This is a genomic window from Affinirhizobium straminoryzae (assembly GCF_007004135.1).
Lineage (GTDB): Bacteria > Pseudomonadota > Alphaproteobacteria > Rhizobiales > Rhizobiaceae > Neorhizobium > Neorhizobium straminoryzae.
In genome coordinates this window covers 1-15,250 of sequence record NZ_VJMG01000036.1, presented here as the reverse complement: position 1 = coordinate 15,250, position 15,250 = coordinate 1, and the positions used below count along the sequence as shown (strand labels likewise).

Below are 15,250 nucleotides of genomic sequence, written 5' to 3'. Positions count from 1 at the left end.
GCGGGTCAGGGGCCGAAGAGGTCCAGCTGCCGGGCTTCGCCATCCGCCAGCCATTTGCGCACGGTCACGTCGGTGACATGCAGGCGGCGGGCAATCTCGTTGACCGTCAGCTGTTTATTATACCGCAGATGCGCGGCGATAAAGGGTTTGCCGGTGGGCACGCGCGCGCTTCCGACGCCCGCCTGTTCGGCCAGCGCGATGGCGGCCTCCTTGCCGAGTTCCTTCGCCACGGCCGAACGGTCCTGCGGACGGGTCGAGAGGTAGACGTAGGAACCACCGAAGGCCAGCAGGAAACGCACGGTCTTCTCGATGCCGACGGCCGTCACATAGGGCTGGATATGGGCGGGCACGCGGATTTCGCGCGTGCCGCCTTCGGTGGTGGTCCGGCTCATGACGCGGCCTCATCCGTGCGCCGTGCCCGGATGCGGCGGCCGAAGGCATTGTTGACGCTCTGCCAGTCCTTGGCCGTCAGTTGTGTCAGCATGCCCTTGGTAGCCGAATGGCTGAAGACCTCCGTGTCGAAGCCGCCCCGATCGAGCAGGGTGGCCTTCGGGTGCAGGATGCGCCATTGCGCCCAGGCGACCTTGGCGCCGTCGAGCCGCAGCCAGTCCTGGCCGTTGGTGTTGCCATACATCACGCTGGCCTCACGTTTCAGCCAGCCCTTCAGCGCCTCGATCACCTTGGCCGCATCATCGGCGTAATGGAGGAAGCGGGTGTGATCGATGCCGGTCTGTCGCTTGACGAAGGCGAGCAGCGCCGCGTCCCGCCGGTCGCGCACCAGGTCAAGGTTATGGGCCGCGATCCAGAGCGCCTGCAGTTTTTTGGCATACCGGCCGACGAGGACCTTGGACGGTTTCCCCGCCGGCGGCGTGAAGCCTTCGTTGTGGAAGGCGGAAAGGACCGTCTGCCGCTCGGCCTCGGTCATGTCGCGGGCAGAGGTCTTGCCGGTGATGTGGGCGAGCTTGGCCCGGTAGGTTTCGTCGTCCAGGCCGAACTGTTTCTTTGCGATGTGGAGAGAGGCGAGGGAGGAGGTCATGCGGCAGCCCTCGATTTATCAGCTTCGACATTTGCATCTAACGCATCTATCAGGCAGCTTTTCGCAGAAGATTCTGTGAAGGGTAGCGTATTATGAATAAGAGTATTTACGAGATACTGCGGACAGGGTTCAGGGCCCGGATTGTTGGCCGTCGCGAACTGGAAACTCGTAAATTCGCCGACGAGCAGATTGAAATCGGTGCGCAAATTCGACAGTTTGCCGCTGCAGGAAATGACAAAGTACCGATCCAAGTTATTAGTGCCTTGGAGAAAGCTGCGGCTGATGTATCTAACGCGTTTAGTGACAGCCAATTTTCCCTTCGGAATGTTCTGCCGGCAATGGATCCCAAGAATGTCAGAGAAATGCTGACAAAATTGGCCGGCCAGGACGATTTCCCTGAGGCTGTCACTGCGTTGACGGCAGGCTACATTTACGAGACGCAGCGAGTTCAGACGTCCATTGAACCCCGATATGCCCAACTTGAAATTGAATTTATAAGTTATTCTGTGTGGCGTCAGTTTGACCTGGGATTTCCTGGAGCCCTTGAGCGAGCCGAAGAAGTCCAAGCCAAATACGCCGAGTTCCTCGAAACGGGCGCTGGATCTTTGAATGCGAAAGTGCAGCAGGTCAGCGACACAGTGATCGAGTTGCAAGCAGCGGGCAACGAAGCTTTGAAACTCACCGCTACAGCCAAAGCTATGCTGGGCGAAATTGAGGCAAAAGTGCACATTGCTACCGCTCACTTTGAGCAAGCCTCTTCGGGGATCGAGCAAAATGTATTGGCTGCAGACTTTCGTTTGGTGGCGCTGCAGGAGGGGCTTGCGACCATCTCGGCAAAAACGTTGTGGGATGAACGAGCGACTGCCGCCCGCAGGGCATTCATTGGATCTGCGATGCTGCTCGGAATCCTGTTGCTTATGGTGCCTGCGCTGGCGCTGTGGCAATTGGATGTAACGCTGAGCGTCCTGCGTCACATCAGCGAAGCAAGCATGCAAGGACTGCCGCCTAATCCCACAGACACTCAGCTGGCGCTCGCTGCCATCAGCCGACTGGTCGTCGTCACCCTGCCCATTTTGCTTTATGTCTGGGTGGTACGACTGGTGGTCCGTTTTAATTCGCGTTCTTTGTTGCTGCTCGATGATGCCCGGCAGCGTCACACTATGATGGACACTTATTTTCATCTCATCGAGAAGCAGGCGGCAGTTAAAGAGGACCGAGCTTTGATGCTCGCTGCCCTCTTTAGGCCATCTCCTGGGCAAGGCCCGGATAATGTCGAACCGCCGAATTTCACGGAACTGATGGACAAGGCTATTGGAAAGTGAATGTTTCATGGCCAGCCTTCACGCCCTCGCCAGATCGATGGTAACCGCCTGCCAGCCGGCGTCCGGCTGGTCGCGCAGATAGAAGCGCACATATTCCTTTGAACCGGTCACCCGCATGGCGTCGCGAATGGCGTCCATGGCGCGTTTCCAGCGGTCGTCCTCGATCGACTGGCGCAGCAGCATGAAGATCTTCGAGCGGTTGATCTTGCCTTCCTTGTCGGTGTCGAAGGCATCGCTGACCAGCGTCTGGATTTCCGGTCGGCTGTCGGCCGACCATTCATTCAGGCATTCGTCGACGAGCTTCTTGGCCACCTGCAGTTCCGGGCCGAAGTCGATGAGATCGGCCACCTGCACCTGGACGCGCATCAGCCCGTCAATGGTCTGATAGGTGCGGTTGCCCTTGGCGCCGCCGATGCGGGCGCCGTATTCCTCTTCCAGCAGGGCGTCGAAGGTGCCGAGGTCGACCATGGTGTGGTCGCGGAAGCGCCGGATCTGGGCGTTGAGGTCCAGCGCGAACTTCATGATCTTGCGCACGGTCTGGTCTTCCAGCCGGTGCTGCGGCTTCAGCATGTCGAGGGGCGTCAGCTTGCCCTTGGCGTCCGGCATGTACTGGCGGCCGTTGAAGGTGATGATGCCGTCGTCGTTGGCGGTGTCGAGGTTCGGGGTCATGGGGCTGTCTTTCTGTTCGGTCTGAAGGGCTTGGGGCGGCCGTCCGGTCATGCCGGCGGCGCTCCGGTCTGGCGGACGAGCTGCAGGCGAGGGCGGCCGACATGGCGGGCCTGCAGGGCAAGCTCGATGATCCGCTTCTCGTCTTCGGTTTCGCGCACCAGTTCGATCGTGGTGTTCAGTTGGCGGACGAGGGCGGCGGTGTCTTCGCTGGAGAGCCGCAGGCCGCCATGGATGGCCGGCTTGATCCGGTCGCGGATCGCTGTGAGTTCCTGAATGGCCGAGATCATTTGCGGCTTCCCTTCGTGAAATCCGGACGAACGACATTGCCTTCGGCGGCGAGGATGAGATCGCCGGCGATGTCGGTGGTCACCTGTTCCAGGGCGTCCGCCTGGGCGCGGCCGTCTTCTGCCAGCCGGTGGATGGAAAGTTCCGTCTCCAGGCTGCGGGAAAGGCGGATGAGAAGGTTCAACCGGCCGGTCAGGCGCTTCACCTCGCCGCCGTTCAGGCTGAGGCCGGTCTTGGTGAAGGGCTGGAATTGGCGCTTCAGCAGATCGAGTTCGTGGGTGAGAGACGGCGCCGACATCATGCCATGTCCTCGATGTCGCGGTTCTTCCAGGCGGCCTCGATGTCGCGCACCGTCACCTCCCGGTCGTCGCCCATGGCAAACATCGTCGCGAGCTTCATGGTCTTCTCGATCTGCCCGAGCGCGCCGGCCTTGAGGCCGATGCCCGTCAACAGCTTGACGCTGTCCGGGTCGGTGACGCCCCAGGCGCGGATGTAGGCCGCAATATCCTCCGTGTAGGGCTTCTGGCGCTTGAGGTGCTTGCTGACGCGGCGCTTCAGCTGGGCGTAGGAACGCCCCTTCACCTGGGCGACGAAGCGGGAATAAACCTCCTCATTGCCGACCAGCGCGATGCCGCACTGGTTGATGTCGGAGAAATGCCGCAGCTGGTTGATCGCATCGTCGACAAGGTTCTGGGCCTCGTCCACGATCAGCAGCGAGCCGCCGCCGGTGCGGCCGAGCTTGGCGCCGATGGCGCGGGTAAGGCGGGCCGGGTTGTTTTCGTGGATACCGAGTTCGGCCGCCAGTTCGACCAGCATGCCGTGAACGGTCTTGGTGTGGGGGCTGATCGTGGCGTGGAAGACGTTCGGATGGGTGGCCTTGTAGTGCCGGCAGGTGCAGGTTTTTCCGTTGCCGGCGGCCACGGTGATGATGACCAGATCGGCCGTCAGCTGCGCCCATTGCAGGGTGTGGGCGATCTCGGCCGCGATGCGGGTCTTGATGAAGGTTGGCGAGGAGGGGATGGCCGGCATGGCGGCGGCCTCGACCACGGCCGAGACCCATGACCGCATCTGGCGGTTCATGTTGTCCAGGCGGCCGAGATAGGTGCCGGAGAACCATTGGGAGAAGGTGCCTTCCTTCATGCCGCTGCGGCGGGTGACTTCCGCCTTCGACCAGCTGTTGGCGATGGCGATCTCGACCACCTGGCCGCGGATCTGGCGCCACTCGTCGATGTCGTCGGCATGCTTCTCAAGGAAGGCGCTGTCGGGTTCGGGCTGTTCCCAGCCAGTAAAAGGTCTTGCGTCGATATGCTTGTTCATGCGAAGGTTCCGTTTGTGTGAGCCCCGCGAGGGGCGTTTTGAGTGGGCGGGTTTCCCCGCCCATTTTTTTGTGGAACCGGACTCGGTACTTCACGGCTCTGCTATGCGGTCCCGACGCACTACTTCCGGGACCGATCCCCTTGCGGGAATGGGATGACCGCAGGCGTCCCGGAAATCAGGGAAAGCGCGCGGGAAAAGCTGTCTTCGACCTCACGGTCTTCCATCAGCGGCGCCGGCTTGGGCGCCACATTGCTGCGGGCGATGCGGGTCACGCGGGGCGGTTTCGGCTTTGGCGCTGGCGGCTCGGCCGCGCGTTCGGCCCGCGTGTAGAGGTCTGCAAGGTCCTGTGCCTTCAGGCGGACATGCGCGTCGCGTTCAGCGGCGAGCGCCTTCTCCAGATCCTTCTTCGTGCGGGCGTGCTGGCGCGCCGCCACGGTGTCATGGAAGCCGGTGTCGTCCAGGCAGGCGGCATCGCAGATCAGAACATTGTTCAGGTCATAGACCTTGATGCTCTGGTGCAGCCGGTCCGGATCGAAGCGCACGACGACCTTCTTGCCGACATAGCCGGTGAGCGCCGGCGCCCAGTATCGATTGCGGTGCAGTTCGATATGGCCGTCCGGCTTGCGGGCGGTGATGCCTTCGGCGGCCAGCAGCCAGAGGGAACGTTGCGCGGCGGTGGCATACCGCACGACCGTGCCCGGTTCGGCCATGCTCTGGTTGAAGGTTTCGTCAAAGCTGCGGCCGTTGCAGTTGCCGCCGGTGCGGCCCGGCCGGGCGTTGTGTTCGGCGATTTCCCGGTTCACCAGATCCACGAAGGTGGCGAGCGGAACGGCCTTCGTCCGGTAGTTTTCCGGCTTCGCATCGGGCTTGTTGCCGGTATAGGCGCCGGCGCAGACCGGATGGCGGGCGATGGTGTCGGTGAGGTCGAGGAAGGCGCGTTCGATCGGCTTCGACTGGCCGGAATAGGGCTTGGTGAACTGCAGTTCGATGCCGAGCGTGACCAGCAGGCCCTTCGGATCCTCGTCGCGGATCTTGAAGCGATAGCGGGTCTTGGCGCCGCCCGTCAGCCACTTGCTGGTGAAGGCACGGCCGTTGTCGAGCGTGATCTGGTCCGGGATGCCGAAGTTCTCGACCATGTCGCCGATGACGAGCCGCACCGCATCCTTGTTCTCGCTGTCGGAGAGGCGCCAGGCAACGAACTTGCCTGAATAGAGATCCTGCAGGGCGATGAGGTGGATGCGGTCGATGCGGCCGTCCGGGAATTCCACGAAGACGTCGAAGCGATGCCCGTCCATGTTGACGGCCTGCATGGCGTGCAGATGGGAGCGGGTGCGGCGCTGGGAGGGAAAGAGGAACTTTGCCTTTTCCTTGCCCTGGCGCGCCAGAACCTGCACGGCTTCCGGCACTTCATGGTCGAAGCGGCGGCGCAGCGCCCGTTCGGTCGGGATGGGATGCCACTTCTTTGCCTTTGCGAGCTTCACCATGCGGCGATAGCAGGCGGAAAAGGTCGGTCGTTCCGGGCGCAGGTAATCGCTTTTCAGAACGTCCCAGGCCTCCTCGTGGCATTCGGCCCAGCGGCTGTCGGTGCGGTAGGACGGGGCAAGCGCCGCCAGCCAATCTTCCCGGTCATGGCCTTCCACCTGCTTGCGCCATTCGTAGAAGGCGGATTTGGTCACGCCGGCGCGCCGGCAGGCCATGGTGATCGAAGCGACCGCCAGCATGCCGCCGCGTTCCAGATCCTCGGCGATTTGAAGGGCCTTCAAACGCGCTTCACAGATGATTTTCTGTTCGGCGGAAAGCGCCTCATACTCGGCCCACAGCTTGGATTTGCGTTCGCGGTTCAGGTTGCGGTCGTCATTGGCGGGGCCTGTGTGCACCACGAGCAGCCGCGTCTGGGCGATCTGCGGCAGAAGGGAATAGTGATATTCCCAGACGGGTTTTGTCTTGCCGGGCACGCGGCGCGCCAGCCGCTCGTCGCCGCGCCAGCGGGCGCGGGCGATCTTGTCGATGGCGGACATATCGCGCGGCAGGCCCGGCAGGTTGGCTTCGGCCAGTTCGGCGACGGAATAGAATTCCTTCTCCACCTTCGGCATCTGCAATTTGGAGGAACGCTTGCCCGCCATCACAGCCCCCGCCGCTTGATGTTGATCGGCGTGGCGCGCAGCGTCTTCAGGCGCTGCTGCAGTTCGCGCTGTTCCTGTTGCAGGCGGGCGATCTCGGCAAGCCGCGCCTCGTCGCCTTCGAGCAGGGTCAGGCCATCTTCCGAGACGACGAAATCCCACAGCCAGACGGCGCCGGTGGCGCGCACGAAGGCCTTGAAGCGCACGAGGCTCACATCATGCGTTGCCTTGCTCTCGGCCGTATAGGCATCGAGCGTCATCTTCGAGAGGTTGGGCAGGCCGAGATAATGCGCCATGCGGGCGGCAATCACTTCGCGGGAATGCGGGCATTCGCGGATGGCACGGGCCATTTCCCGCTTCAGGCGGGCGCGGAAGCGGTCGAGGTCGATCGTGGTGACCGGCGAGCGCACCGGAAACAGCGGTTCCAGGAAGAAATCGAGTTGCGCGGGGTTCTTGCTCATCACGCGGCCTCGCTCTTCAGGTCGGCCATCAGCTGCGAAAGCTCGGCGCTGCCTTCCATGCCGATATGTTCGAGGAACTGGCGGCGGGTCTCTTCGCTGGCATCTTCCCAGGCGGTGACGAGGCGGGAGAGCAGCAGGGCCTGTTCCGCCTGCGCCTTGGGCAGGCGCGGGGCGGGGTCGACGATGGCGAGCGCCTTCTTCACATCCGGCTCCGCCTTCAGCGCCACGGCCATCTGCCGCTGCTTCTGCGGTTCCATCTTGGCGAGCGCCAGCAGCTGCGACTGGTTGTCGGCGGCCGGAGAGGTTTGCAGGACGGCGCGGAGATCGGGGTGAAGCTGGCTGCTGATTTTGTTCAACCGCTGGGCTGAACGCACCGTCAGGCCTAATTTGTCCGCGACTGCCTGCGAGTAGCAGGATGCCCCTTCTGCCGAGAATAGCGACAGCTTGTCGCTATTCTCTCTGCCCGGGGAAATTTTTCCGTACTTGCTCTCCCAAAGGTCGCGGTACGCCTGCACGAAATAGGCGCGGTCGAGAACCGAGAGATCCCGGCGGTGCAGGTTTTCCGCCAGTTCCAGCATCTGCGCATCGGCGCTGTTGGCTTTCACCACGATGGCATCGAGCATCTCGATGCCGTGGATCTCGGCGCCGGTGCAGCGATGGCCGCCGATCACCAGCGTGTAAGGGCATTGGGCGGCCGGCGTGGCGCGCACCACGATGGGCTGCAACTGGCCGTGTTCCTTCATGGAGGCGCCGATCACTGCGGCATAATCGCGGTCGATCGGGCGCTGGCGCGGGCCGATCAGGATCTGCGAGAGGGAAAGCTGCTTGTAATCCGGCATCAGGCCACTCCTCTTTCCTCTTCCGTCTGCAGGAAGGCGAGGGTATGGGCGCGGGCCGCGATGCTGCGGTAATGCGTGTTGAAACGCGGCGTTTCCAGCCGGGTGTCGATGGTGCGCAGCGCCCGGTTGACTGCTTCGCGCGAGCGATCCTCCATCTCCACGACGCGGCGCTTCGGCCAGCGGAATTCCGTGACCATCAGGTGAATGACCACCTGGCGGGCAAGCGCCGCATCGAACCACTGGTGCGGAGGCTCGACGATGTCGCGGATGGCAAGATGCGGAAAGCCTTCCCGCACGGCGGCATAGCAGGCGTGCAGCTGGGCTTCGTAAAGGGCCTTGGCATTGTAGATGTCGATCATGCCATCACCTGCGAGAGGAGAGCGGCGATCACGGCGACGAGGCCGGCTATCGCGAGGCCAAAGATCATCAGCCAATCCGCCACGCGGCAGATGGGGGAACGGGAGGGGATGAAGGGGTTTTTCATGTCTAAGCCCTCGCTTCGATTTGGCGTTGCGCCATCGTGGCGGGGCGGACATAGTTTTCAGCGGGTTGAGGCGATTTCCGCAGACCGGAGGCGTGGTAACGCGTCCGCCAGAGCAGTTCTGGCCGTGTGCCGAGAGCTGCGGCAATCGCCCGCTCGCCCTTCACATTGGGCTCCCGCAGGGTGGTTCCTGCGGTGCCTCTGGGGAGGTCGTAAGTGCGGTCGATTTCAAGAAGCGTGAGACCTGCCCTGTAGAGCTTGCTCTTGATGGTGGTGATCTCGGAAATCTTCCTGTCGACTGCGGTTGTGGTCTGCTTGTCGGCTTGGCTGGGCCGGTGCATAGTGGATCCTCGTTGTGGAGAGGGAGACCCTGGCCGGTCTCCCTTTTCATGGTTGTTTTGGTCCGTATTTATGGAAAGGTTATCGCAGAAAATTGTGACAGTCAAATCTGTATCGCAAAAATCTGCGCCACCGCGCATGGTCGTATCATTTGACTACGAGGGCGTCATTTCGCGGCTTCTCACCCTTAAAGGTGAGGCAAGTGAGGGCGAATTTGCTGCAAAATTGGGGATCTCACCCAATACCTGGACGGCTTATAAAAAAGGCCGGCAGTCATTCGGCCTGCATGAGATCGCAAAAATTTGTGATATTCTCGGGGTGGAGCCGCAATGGTTGCTTTTCGGCGGTCAAGCTGCTTCCCAAGCGCTCCCCGATCTGGCTGCGACAGATCTGGTTCGCCTGCCTCGCTTCAATGCACGCGCATCCGCCGGAAACGGACTGATTGCAGTTGACCAAATGCCGGTAGGGGAGGTGAGCTTTGGTCGGGAATTTTTGCGAAATCTCGGTGCTCAACCGGAGTATTGCTACATCTTGGAAGCGCGCGGGGACTCCATGTGGCCGACTATTCCAGACGGCGCACTTCTCATTGTCGACGCCTCCAAGACCGAGGTCGACGACGGCCGGATCTATCACTTCAACGTCATGGACAAAGTCCTGGTGAAACGCGCCAGATGGTCCATGGACGGCAAGCTTTACCTCACCTCAGACAACCAGGCTGCCGGCTATCCGCCCGAGGTGTTCGCGGCGGATAGGGTGCACGAGCTGAGCGTGGGGGGCAGGGTGATGTTTACGGGGCATGCGCCTATGCCGGTGCGGTAGTCTTCGATTTTGGAGGAATTGTCAGTGGATGCGATAATCAAGAAGAAGCCCGGATCAGCATTACGCGATAAAGTGGCAGCTATTTTAAGTATTGTTCATAGAAAAGTGGAATTAGAGTACCCTATCGGTCCTACGACGGCTGACGTATACTTCATCGACCAGAAAAGCTCCAAATTTCAGATGAAGGTTGCGGTGGAATGCAAGGATTGGGCAAAGTCTCTCAATTCCACAGATCTTGCTGAAATCGAGATTAAATATTATAGAGCAATTGATGCCGGTGACATAAATTATCTTTGGATCATTTCTAATCACGAATTGAGTCAACAGCCCTACGATACATTAAAAAAAATGAAGAACGTCGTGCATTCGACGTACCAAGAATTCTTGTCTGAAATTATGAATTTCTCGTTCTTGCTCGAAGACAACATCGCGTCCTTCAAGAATGACAAATCCTACAAAAATTTTCTTCATTTGAACGCGATCGATCGAGAAGGCACCTTGGAGGAGTGTACGCGAAAATGGATCGCATCTGAGGGAAGAGCGCTCCTCATCTATGGTGGTTACGGCTTAGGGAAGACAAGCTTTAGTCTCTACCTGGCATCCACACTGTCATCAGAATATCAAAACGGCACCTTCCCTCGTATACCCATTCGCATATCGCTGGGAAAACTATTTACCAAACAAGATCTGATGGGCCTCGTTTGTTCAGTTCTGACTGGTTCAGAAGGGGGTGCGAGCGTCGGGAATTTTAATTACAATCTGTTTTTACGGATGGTTGAGGAAGGGCTATTTCTCATCATTTTAGATGGCTTCGACGAGATGCGTCACGCTATGTCGATTGCGGAATTCGCCTTCACATTTGAGAAGATGGCTCCGCTTTTCGAGGGTAATTCCAAAACAATTATTCTTGGCAGGCCAGATTCATTCTTCTCTGAAGAAGAGGAGGAGCGCGTATTTGCAGATCTTCTTTCTTCTATAGGAAGTTCGGATGCAGATTTAGAGAAAATCCAAGTATCTCCTCTTTCTGAGGCGCAGATTATATCTTATCTTGGGAATCTCTGCGTAGATAATTCGAGGTCTGGGTTTCCGAAGTACGAAAAAAGAGAGATTGATATTCTATCACGTCCCGTGCAGTTATGGATGTATGCGAAAATTCTGAAAAAATACAATAATTTGCCGGGGGAGCTCACTAGATATCGGCTTTACAGCGAGTTCATCTATGAATTCGTAAAGCGTGAGCAATCCAAGCCGGCGCGAATGATCGATATAGGGGAATCTTCGGTCGGGTACAGTGATCCGCGATCCGTTTTCATGCAGAACGTAGCTTGGTGGGTATTGGTAGATAAGCGCGAAAACAGATTTACTCCATCGGAATTACCTCGTGACCTCATTCCAGAATCGCTCAACATCGAGGGCCGCTCCGAAGGATCGCTGAGAGAAGCCTTGGTGGGGTCGGTTATAGAGCGATTAGCGCAATATACTGAGGCTGTTGGAACAAAGGGAGGGGCAATATACTACTTTCCTCACAAGAGCTACCTTGAGTTTTTGGTCGCCGGCTATTTCGTCCAGCAGACATTTTCTCGCGAGCGATTTGCGCAATTTTTCCGGCATGCAAACAAGGACATTCTCTCGTTCGTAATGGACGGTCCGCCTGAAGGGGCAAGCAAAATCGCTCAAGGTATAGAATTCGTGAGAGGCCCCACTTTAAGAGAATTCTTTAGAGCTGCCTCACTGCATGAGGATTTTGATGTCAGTGGCGCTCCGCAACCTCTGTCGAGGCCAACGGCACCACAGATTTTTGCGCTCTATGAGCGCCATCTTCGGGAAGGCAGCGATGCGCAGACGATTGACGATTTCATATTTGAGGCATTCCGGACAGCCACAAAAATTAGCACTGTCTACGCGGTTTCATTGATTGCTTCAGAGCACCTGAATCGGCAGGATAGATCTGCTTTGGCAAAGCGTCTTCTGGTTTTTGCATTTAATAGTTTGGATCAAATTTCGCTTTCTAAATTGTATAAAGAAAAGCGGTCTGATAAAATAAATCATATTTCTGATGAAAGCATTTCTTCTATTAGAAGCATATTTATTTCTAATTGCATTTCTGTGGAAGCTTTAAAAATACGTATAAGCGTCAATGGCGTTTGGGCTTTTGCACATGATGTTGGCATGCGGAGCTTTATGGTCAGCGATTATGATTTGGATCAGTCTGGATGTCTTTCCTATGAGTTTGGGGTAGACGAATGCGCGGAGCTTGGCGAAGTAGCGAAATCGGTGATTTCGAAGGGTGACGTAGCTCGATCTTCAATCCTAGTGACTGGACCACTAGAGCGATACTTCGGGCGCATCTAGGGTATATCATTTAGAAGCGCACGCGCCGCCTGTGAGACGTTCCAGACTCTCCGAATTTATGCGGCCCAAGGCTGGGAGAAGGCGGGAAACGACATTTTTTCCCCGGATGTTGGTTTGAAGTTGATCACGGAAGCAGCATGGCGGCAATCGGCTGCACGGCTCGAAAACCGTGATCAAAGAATATGAAGAAGTTGTCACCGGCCTTGCGTAGGTGAAGCCATCGTCGTGGCTGTTCTGGGCCGCCCTTGAGCCCTTCATTACTTCAGCCTCCTGGGGCCTGGGGCTCGCGTTGATGATTCCGCCGCATTGGTGGCGCAAGAAATGATGTCTTTGAAGATGTTCGCCGCTGATTGCTTACGAGGTTTGGAGGCTGGGTCCGGTGTGATCGCTAGATGCCGAAGGCTAGCGAAGGATGTCGAGATTTCCGATAAACTGACGGTATCGAATTCTTGACGATTGTGCGGGAGGTTGCCCTCAATCTACAGGAGGTATCCATGATTGAAACGCTCGCCCGTATCGTAGAACTTCAACAGGAATGGTCAGCCGACAACACGCCCGCGATGCAGGAGAGAGGGACGCTTGTGCGAGACGATCTCCGAGTCGAACTGGGTGAACTTTCGGATGCGTTCTCGGCGATCCTGAATATTCCAAAGGACGATCTCGGTATCATCGGCAGCGATGGCTCCGGCCTCAAGACCGCGATTCCGTGGATCCGCATTTATTCGAAGAAAAGGTCGCCCAATCCCCAGACGGGTTGGTATATGGTCATTCTCTTCCATTCTGAAGGGAAAAAGCTCTATCTCGCTATCAATCACGGAGCGACCACGTGGACCGGCACGGGTTTTGAGAAGAAACCTAAAGAGCAGATGCGGCGGCTCACCTCCTGGGCTCGCGGCGTCCTCTCAAATTCTTTCGGTGAGCATCCTGATCTCCTTCCGGAAATCGAGCTGGGTGCGAATGGCAAGCTCGGAAGCGCCTATGAGGCCTCCGCGCCGGTTGCCAAAGTCTATCATGCTGATGCGCTTCCGTCCGAGGATGAATTCCGTAGTGACTTGCTGTTGTTTGCGGGCCTTCTCCACCGGATTTACAATGAAGATGACCTCGGCCGATCCCCTGATGCTGACGAGTTGGAATTTGCTATCGGTCAGGAGGAAATCGTCACTGCCATGCGCGGCAGGCGTTCTGGTTCGGGGCAAGGGTTTGGCCTGACGGCTGATGAGCGCAAAGCTGTTGAAGTTCACGCCATGAATGTCGTTGAACGCCACTTTGGAAGCCAGGGGTACGTTTGCGAGAATAAGAGTGCGTCACGCCCGTATGACTTCGTCCTTAAGAAGGATGACGAACTGATCATCGTCGAGGTGAAGGGCACCACCTCGTCTGGTGACCACATCCTGATGACCTCCAATGAGGTGGCGGCGCATGAAGCGTATTTCCCGAATAATGCTCTGTGTCTGGTGCGCGATATCGATCTGGTCCGCCAACGCAATGGCGCCAAACCCGTTGCCTCCGGCGGCTCGTTGACCGTGTACCACGCGTGGGATGTGAAGAGTTGCGAGCGTAAGGCAATCGCCTATCAGGTGAAGCTCTGACCCGCCAAACTCACGGGGAGGGACGTCGGAAATCTCTCCTCGTAGGCCTGTTTGTCAACGCTTTGATTTTGCATTATTTTCTGTATTTCTCACGCGTTTGTCGCTGAAGGCGGATTTCTCAATTGAGAAGTCCGCCCCGAAGGCGCCCTGCAGACCGAAAGCGCTGCAACGGTGTGCCGCGCACGTCGCTCAAGAAATCAAGGGCTTGAAGCCATTTGAAGGGCAGGGGAGCCGGTTTTGAAGACCGCTTGAAGGCTCGGCGGCCTTCGAGCAAAGTTTGCCGCATAAGCTCCATTATGAATTTGGTCCGGCTGCGGCCATCCCGACTGCACCTCTGCTTCGCAGCGGCAAAATCCCTTCGAAATAGGACGCTTCCGCGCATTCCCGTCCGACCCCGGAAATTCCCGCAAATTCCGTCTCGGTTTGTCGAACAACAATCAATGACCTATGGATAGTGTAGCTTGACGCGGTGTAGCTTGACGCGGATTTCCGGAATTTTGACACCTAAATCCGGAAAAATAAAAGTCTTGCATATTATATGCGAAGCCAAGTTCCGCAGGTCGGCGACAGCAATGCACGACGTTTCTTTCTAGACGGTGACCACCTGACCATGTGAGCTTTATTAAGTTTCCGGAAAATTGTATGCTTTCTTCCTACATATTTGGGGGAGAATTGGATGGCGAAATTTTCAAAGGGAGATGAATTGGGAGCGCGCATCTTAAAAACGCCAGTCGTTCCGGCGTGCCGACTCCCTCATTCCGACCGCCACTAGCAGTCGGTGATCCAAGATCAACAAAAGAATCGTTTCAAGCTGGCTTCGTCGGAATTCACATCAGAAACAACGTTGATGTTCCACCTTTGACCGTAGACGATCTAACATATTTACAACCCAGCGATCTACCGGCCACGATTACCCGCCACATCCACCCGAAGTATCTTGATCGCGTTCTTAAAGGATATTTTCGCTTCGGGACGACGGGTAGCTATCGTGCTAAAGAGGAGAGCGTCAGAGGGCGATTTAGTGATCTTTCAGAGGGTAGGGTCCGTCAGACTTTCCAGACGGCCACCGGAAAAGTCGAAGACATTCAACTCGGAAAAGCCCATTTCCAAAACGTCTTATTCGATCCTGGCATGAATGCGATTGTTCGCGAATACGTGATTAATGACTACTGCAGCTGCTCCACTATAGGAGATTTCGACGTCGAAAGAGCCAAACTCATTCGCTCCAAAGATAACTTTGAACTTGCAGCATTCGTTAGCTATGACTTGAAGCGTCTGCTCGATGCGCTGGAAACTGTGATTCGAGCGAGAGAGGATATCGCTCAATTTGTTTTTCTTGGCCGTCGAATTGAGTACGGGCATAAGGACGAAAGATTCACGGTGCCCGAGCGTTTTGTTTTAGAAGAAAATACTTCAGAGATTACAAGATGGTTGTCGGCTTCGTTTATTAAGCCTCGAGACTTCGTACACGAGTCCGAACTTCGAATTCTGCTTTTGGATCCGGCAAAGCCAGGAGGTCTTGCGGATACGACGACACCCCTTGAGCTGCTAGACGCTCTAATTGCAAGCGCGATTGTGGACCACGGGCAATTTTAAATTCTTGGCCTGCTGCCGGTTTCTT

Annotated in this window: 17 protein-coding genes; 5 read left to right on the top strand and 12 right to left on the bottom strand. The window is 57.3% G+C overall.

What is annotated here, in order from left to right; all coding sequences use genetic code 11:
- Positions 1 to 5 precede the first annotated feature (5 nt).
- Positions 6 to 392, bottom strand: coding sequence for a helix-turn-helix domain-containing protein (locus tag FNA46_RS13485; protein ID WP_143125728.1), 387 nt, complete (start codon positions 390 to 392; stop codon positions 6 to 8).
- Complete coding sequence (locus FNA46_RS13480) at positions 389 to 1,036, bottom strand: regulatory protein GemA (RefSeq protein ID WP_143125727.1); 648 nt, start codon at positions 1,034 to 1,036, stop codon at positions 389 to 391. Before FNA46_RS13480 ends, FNA46_RS13485 begins: the two co-directional genes overlap by 4 nt.
- Before the next feature lie 92 nt (positions 1,037 to 1,128).
- Between FNA46_RS13480 and FNA46_RS13475 the strand changes: the two genes are divergently transcribed.
- Positions 1,129 to 2,358 carry a DUF6161 domain-containing protein gene (locus FNA46_RS13475; RefSeq protein ID WP_143125726.1) on the top strand — a complete coding sequence of 410 codons (1,230 nt, stop codon included), beginning with the start codon at positions 1,129 to 1,131 and terminating at the stop codon, positions 2,356 to 2,358.
- An 18-nt stretch (positions 2,359 to 2,376) separates the two neighbouring features.
- Here the strand turns inward: FNA46_RS13475 and FNA46_RS13470 are convergent, their stop codons facing one another.
- The 10 genes from FNA46_RS13470 to FNA46_RS13430 all read right to left on the bottom strand — a co-directional run bounded on the left by FNA46_RS13470 (position 2,377) and on the right by FNA46_RS13430 (position 8,871).
- The gene (locus FNA46_RS13470; protein ID WP_143125725.1) at positions 2,377 to 3,027 is read right to left on the bottom strand and encodes a DUF3164 family protein; all 651 of its coding nucleotides are present in this window, start codon (positions 3,025 to 3,027) and stop codon (positions 2,377 to 2,379) included.
- Positions 3,028 to 3,074: 47 nt separating this feature from the next.
- Positions 3,075 to 3,314, bottom strand: a complete 240-nt coding sequence (locus FNA46_RS13465) for a hypothetical protein (RefSeq protein WP_143125724.1) — start codon at positions 3,312 to 3,314, stop codon at positions 3,075 to 3,077.
- Positions 3,311 to 3,613 carry a hypothetical protein gene (locus tag FNA46_RS13460; RefSeq protein WP_143125723.1) on the bottom strand — a complete coding sequence of 101 codons (303 nt, stop codon included), beginning with the start codon at positions 3,611 to 3,613 and terminating at the stop codon, positions 3,311 to 3,313. The genes FNA46_RS13465 and FNA46_RS13460 overlap by 4 nt, the downstream gene beginning before the upstream one ends.
- Complete coding sequence (locus tag FNA46_RS13455) at positions 3,610 to 4,629, bottom strand: AAA family ATPase (protein WP_143125722.1); 1,020 nt, start codon at positions 4,627 to 4,629, stop codon at positions 3,610 to 3,612. Before FNA46_RS13455 ends, FNA46_RS13460 begins: the two co-directional genes overlap by 4 nt.
- A gap of 119 nt (positions 4,630 to 4,748) precedes the next feature.
- The gene (locus tag FNA46_RS13450; protein WP_246103073.1) at positions 4,749 to 6,752 is read right to left on the bottom strand and encodes a transposase domain-containing protein; all 2,004 of its coding nucleotides are present in this window, start codon (positions 6,750 to 6,752) and stop codon (positions 4,749 to 4,751) included.
- Positions 6,752 to 7,210 (bottom strand): hypothetical protein, encoded by a 459-nt coding sequence (locus FNA46_RS13445; protein ID WP_143125721.1) that lies wholly within the window; start codon positions 7,208 to 7,210, stop codon positions 6,752 to 6,754. The genes FNA46_RS13450 and FNA46_RS13445 overlap by 1 nt, the downstream gene beginning before the upstream one ends.
- A complete protein-coding gene (locus FNA46_RS13440) occupies positions 7,210 to 8,049 on the bottom strand; it encodes a ParB/RepB/Spo0J family partition protein (protein ID WP_143125720.1) in 840 nt (279 codons plus the stop codon). Before FNA46_RS13440 ends, FNA46_RS13445 begins: the two co-directional genes overlap by 1 nt.
- Positions 8,049 to 8,408, bottom strand: a complete 360-nt coding sequence (locus FNA46_RS13435) for a hypothetical protein (RefSeq protein ID WP_143125719.1) — start codon at positions 8,406 to 8,408, stop codon at positions 8,049 to 8,051. Before FNA46_RS13435 ends, FNA46_RS13440 begins: the two co-directional genes overlap by 1 nt.
- Entirely contained in the window at positions 8,405 to 8,533 is a 129-nt protein-coding gene (locus tag FNA46_RS26540) for a hypothetical protein (protein WP_281288946.1), read from the bottom strand. The genes FNA46_RS13435 and FNA46_RS26540 overlap by 4 nt, the downstream gene beginning before the upstream one ends.
- 2 nt (positions 8,534 to 8,535) lie before the next feature.
- Positions 8,536 to 8,871, bottom strand: a complete 336-nt coding sequence (locus FNA46_RS13430; protein WP_143125718.1) for a helix-turn-helix domain-containing protein — start codon at positions 8,869 to 8,871, stop codon at positions 8,536 to 8,538.
- A gap of 94 nt (positions 8,872 to 8,965) precedes the next feature.
- On the opposite strand from FNA46_RS13430, the gene FNA46_RS13425 reads away from it, so the two are divergent.
- From FNA46_RS13425 to FNA46_RS13410, 4 genes are all read left to right on the top strand, one after another.
- Entirely contained in the window at positions 8,966 to 9,688 is a 723-nt protein-coding gene (locus FNA46_RS13425; RefSeq protein ID WP_246103071.1) for a LexA family transcriptional regulator, read from the top strand.
- A gap of 24 nt (positions 9,689 to 9,712) precedes the next feature.
- Positions 9,713 to 12,040: an NACHT domain-containing protein gene (locus tag FNA46_RS13420; protein WP_143125717.1), complete on the top strand. Its 2,328-nt coding sequence runs from the start codon at positions 9,713 to 9,715 to the stop codon at positions 12,038 to 12,040.
- A gap of 494 nt (positions 12,041 to 12,534) precedes the next feature.
- Entirely contained in the window at positions 12,535 to 13,629 is a 1,095-nt protein-coding gene (locus FNA46_RS13415) for an MrcB family domain-containing protein (protein ID WP_143125716.1), read from the top strand.
- Between the two features lie 858 nt (positions 13,630 to 14,487).
- Positions 14,488 to 15,225 (top strand): DUF2971 domain-containing protein, encoded by a 738-nt coding sequence (locus tag FNA46_RS13410; RefSeq protein ID WP_143125715.1) that lies wholly within the window; start codon positions 14,488 to 14,490, stop codon positions 15,223 to 15,225.
- The last annotated feature ends 25 nt before the right edge of the window (positions 15,226 to 15,250 follow it).

What these genes read in the sequence shown, in the direction of transcription:
- FNA46_RS13485 (WP_143125728.1), bottom strand. Translation starts at nt 392, where the DNA reads ATGAGCCGGACCACCACCGAAGGCGGCACGCGCGAAATCCGCGTGCCC.
- FNA46_RS13480 (WP_143125727.1), bottom strand. Translation starts at nt 1,036, where the DNA reads ATGACCTCCTCCCTCGCCTCTCTCCACATCGCAAAGAAACAGTTCGGC.
- FNA46_RS13475 (WP_143125726.1), top strand. Translation starts at nt 1,129, where the DNA reads ATGAATAAGAGTATTTACGAGATACTGCGGACAGGGTTCAGGGCCCGG.
- FNA46_RS13470 (WP_143125725.1), bottom strand. Translation starts at nt 3,027, where the DNA reads ATGACCCCGAACCTCGACACCGCCAACGACGACGGCATCATCACCTTC.
- FNA46_RS13465 (WP_143125724.1), bottom strand. Translation starts at nt 3,314, where the DNA reads ATGATCTCGGCCATTCAGGAACTCACAGCGATCCGCGACCGGATCAAG.
- FNA46_RS13460 (WP_143125723.1), bottom strand. Translation starts at nt 3,613, where the DNA reads ATGATGTCGGCGCCGTCTCTCACCCACGAACTCGATCTGCTGAAGCGC.
- FNA46_RS13455 (WP_143125722.1), bottom strand. Translation starts at nt 4,629, where the DNA reads ATGAACAAGCATATCGACGCAAGACCTTTTACTGGCTGGGAACAGCCC.
- FNA46_RS13450 (WP_246103073.1), bottom strand. Translation starts at nt 6,752, where the DNA reads ATGGCGGGCAAGCGTTCCTCCAAATTGCAGATGCCGAAGGTGGAGAAG.
- FNA46_RS13445 (WP_143125721.1), bottom strand. Translation starts at nt 7,210, where the DNA reads ATGAGCAAGAACCCCGCGCAACTCGATTTCTTCCTGGAACCGCTGTTT.
- FNA46_RS13440 (WP_143125720.1), bottom strand. Translation starts at nt 8,049, where the DNA reads ATGCCGGATTACAAGCAGCTTTCCCTCTCGCAGATCCTGATCGGCCCG.
- FNA46_RS13435 (WP_143125719.1), bottom strand. Translation starts at nt 8,408, where the DNA reads ATGATCGACATCTACAATGCCAAGGCCCTTTACGAAGCCCAGCTGCAC.
- FNA46_RS26540 (WP_281288946.1), bottom strand. Translation starts at nt 8,533, where the DNA reads ATGAAAAACCCCTTCATCCCCTCCCGTTCCCCCATCTGCCGCGTGGCG.
- FNA46_RS13430 (WP_143125718.1), bottom strand. Translation starts at nt 8,871, where the DNA reads ATGCACCGGCCCAGCCAAGCCGACAAGCAGACCACAACCGCAGTCGAC.
- FNA46_RS13415 (WP_143125716.1), top strand. Translation starts at nt 12,535, where the DNA reads ATGATTGAAACGCTCGCCCGTATCGTAGAACTTCAACAGGAATGGTCA.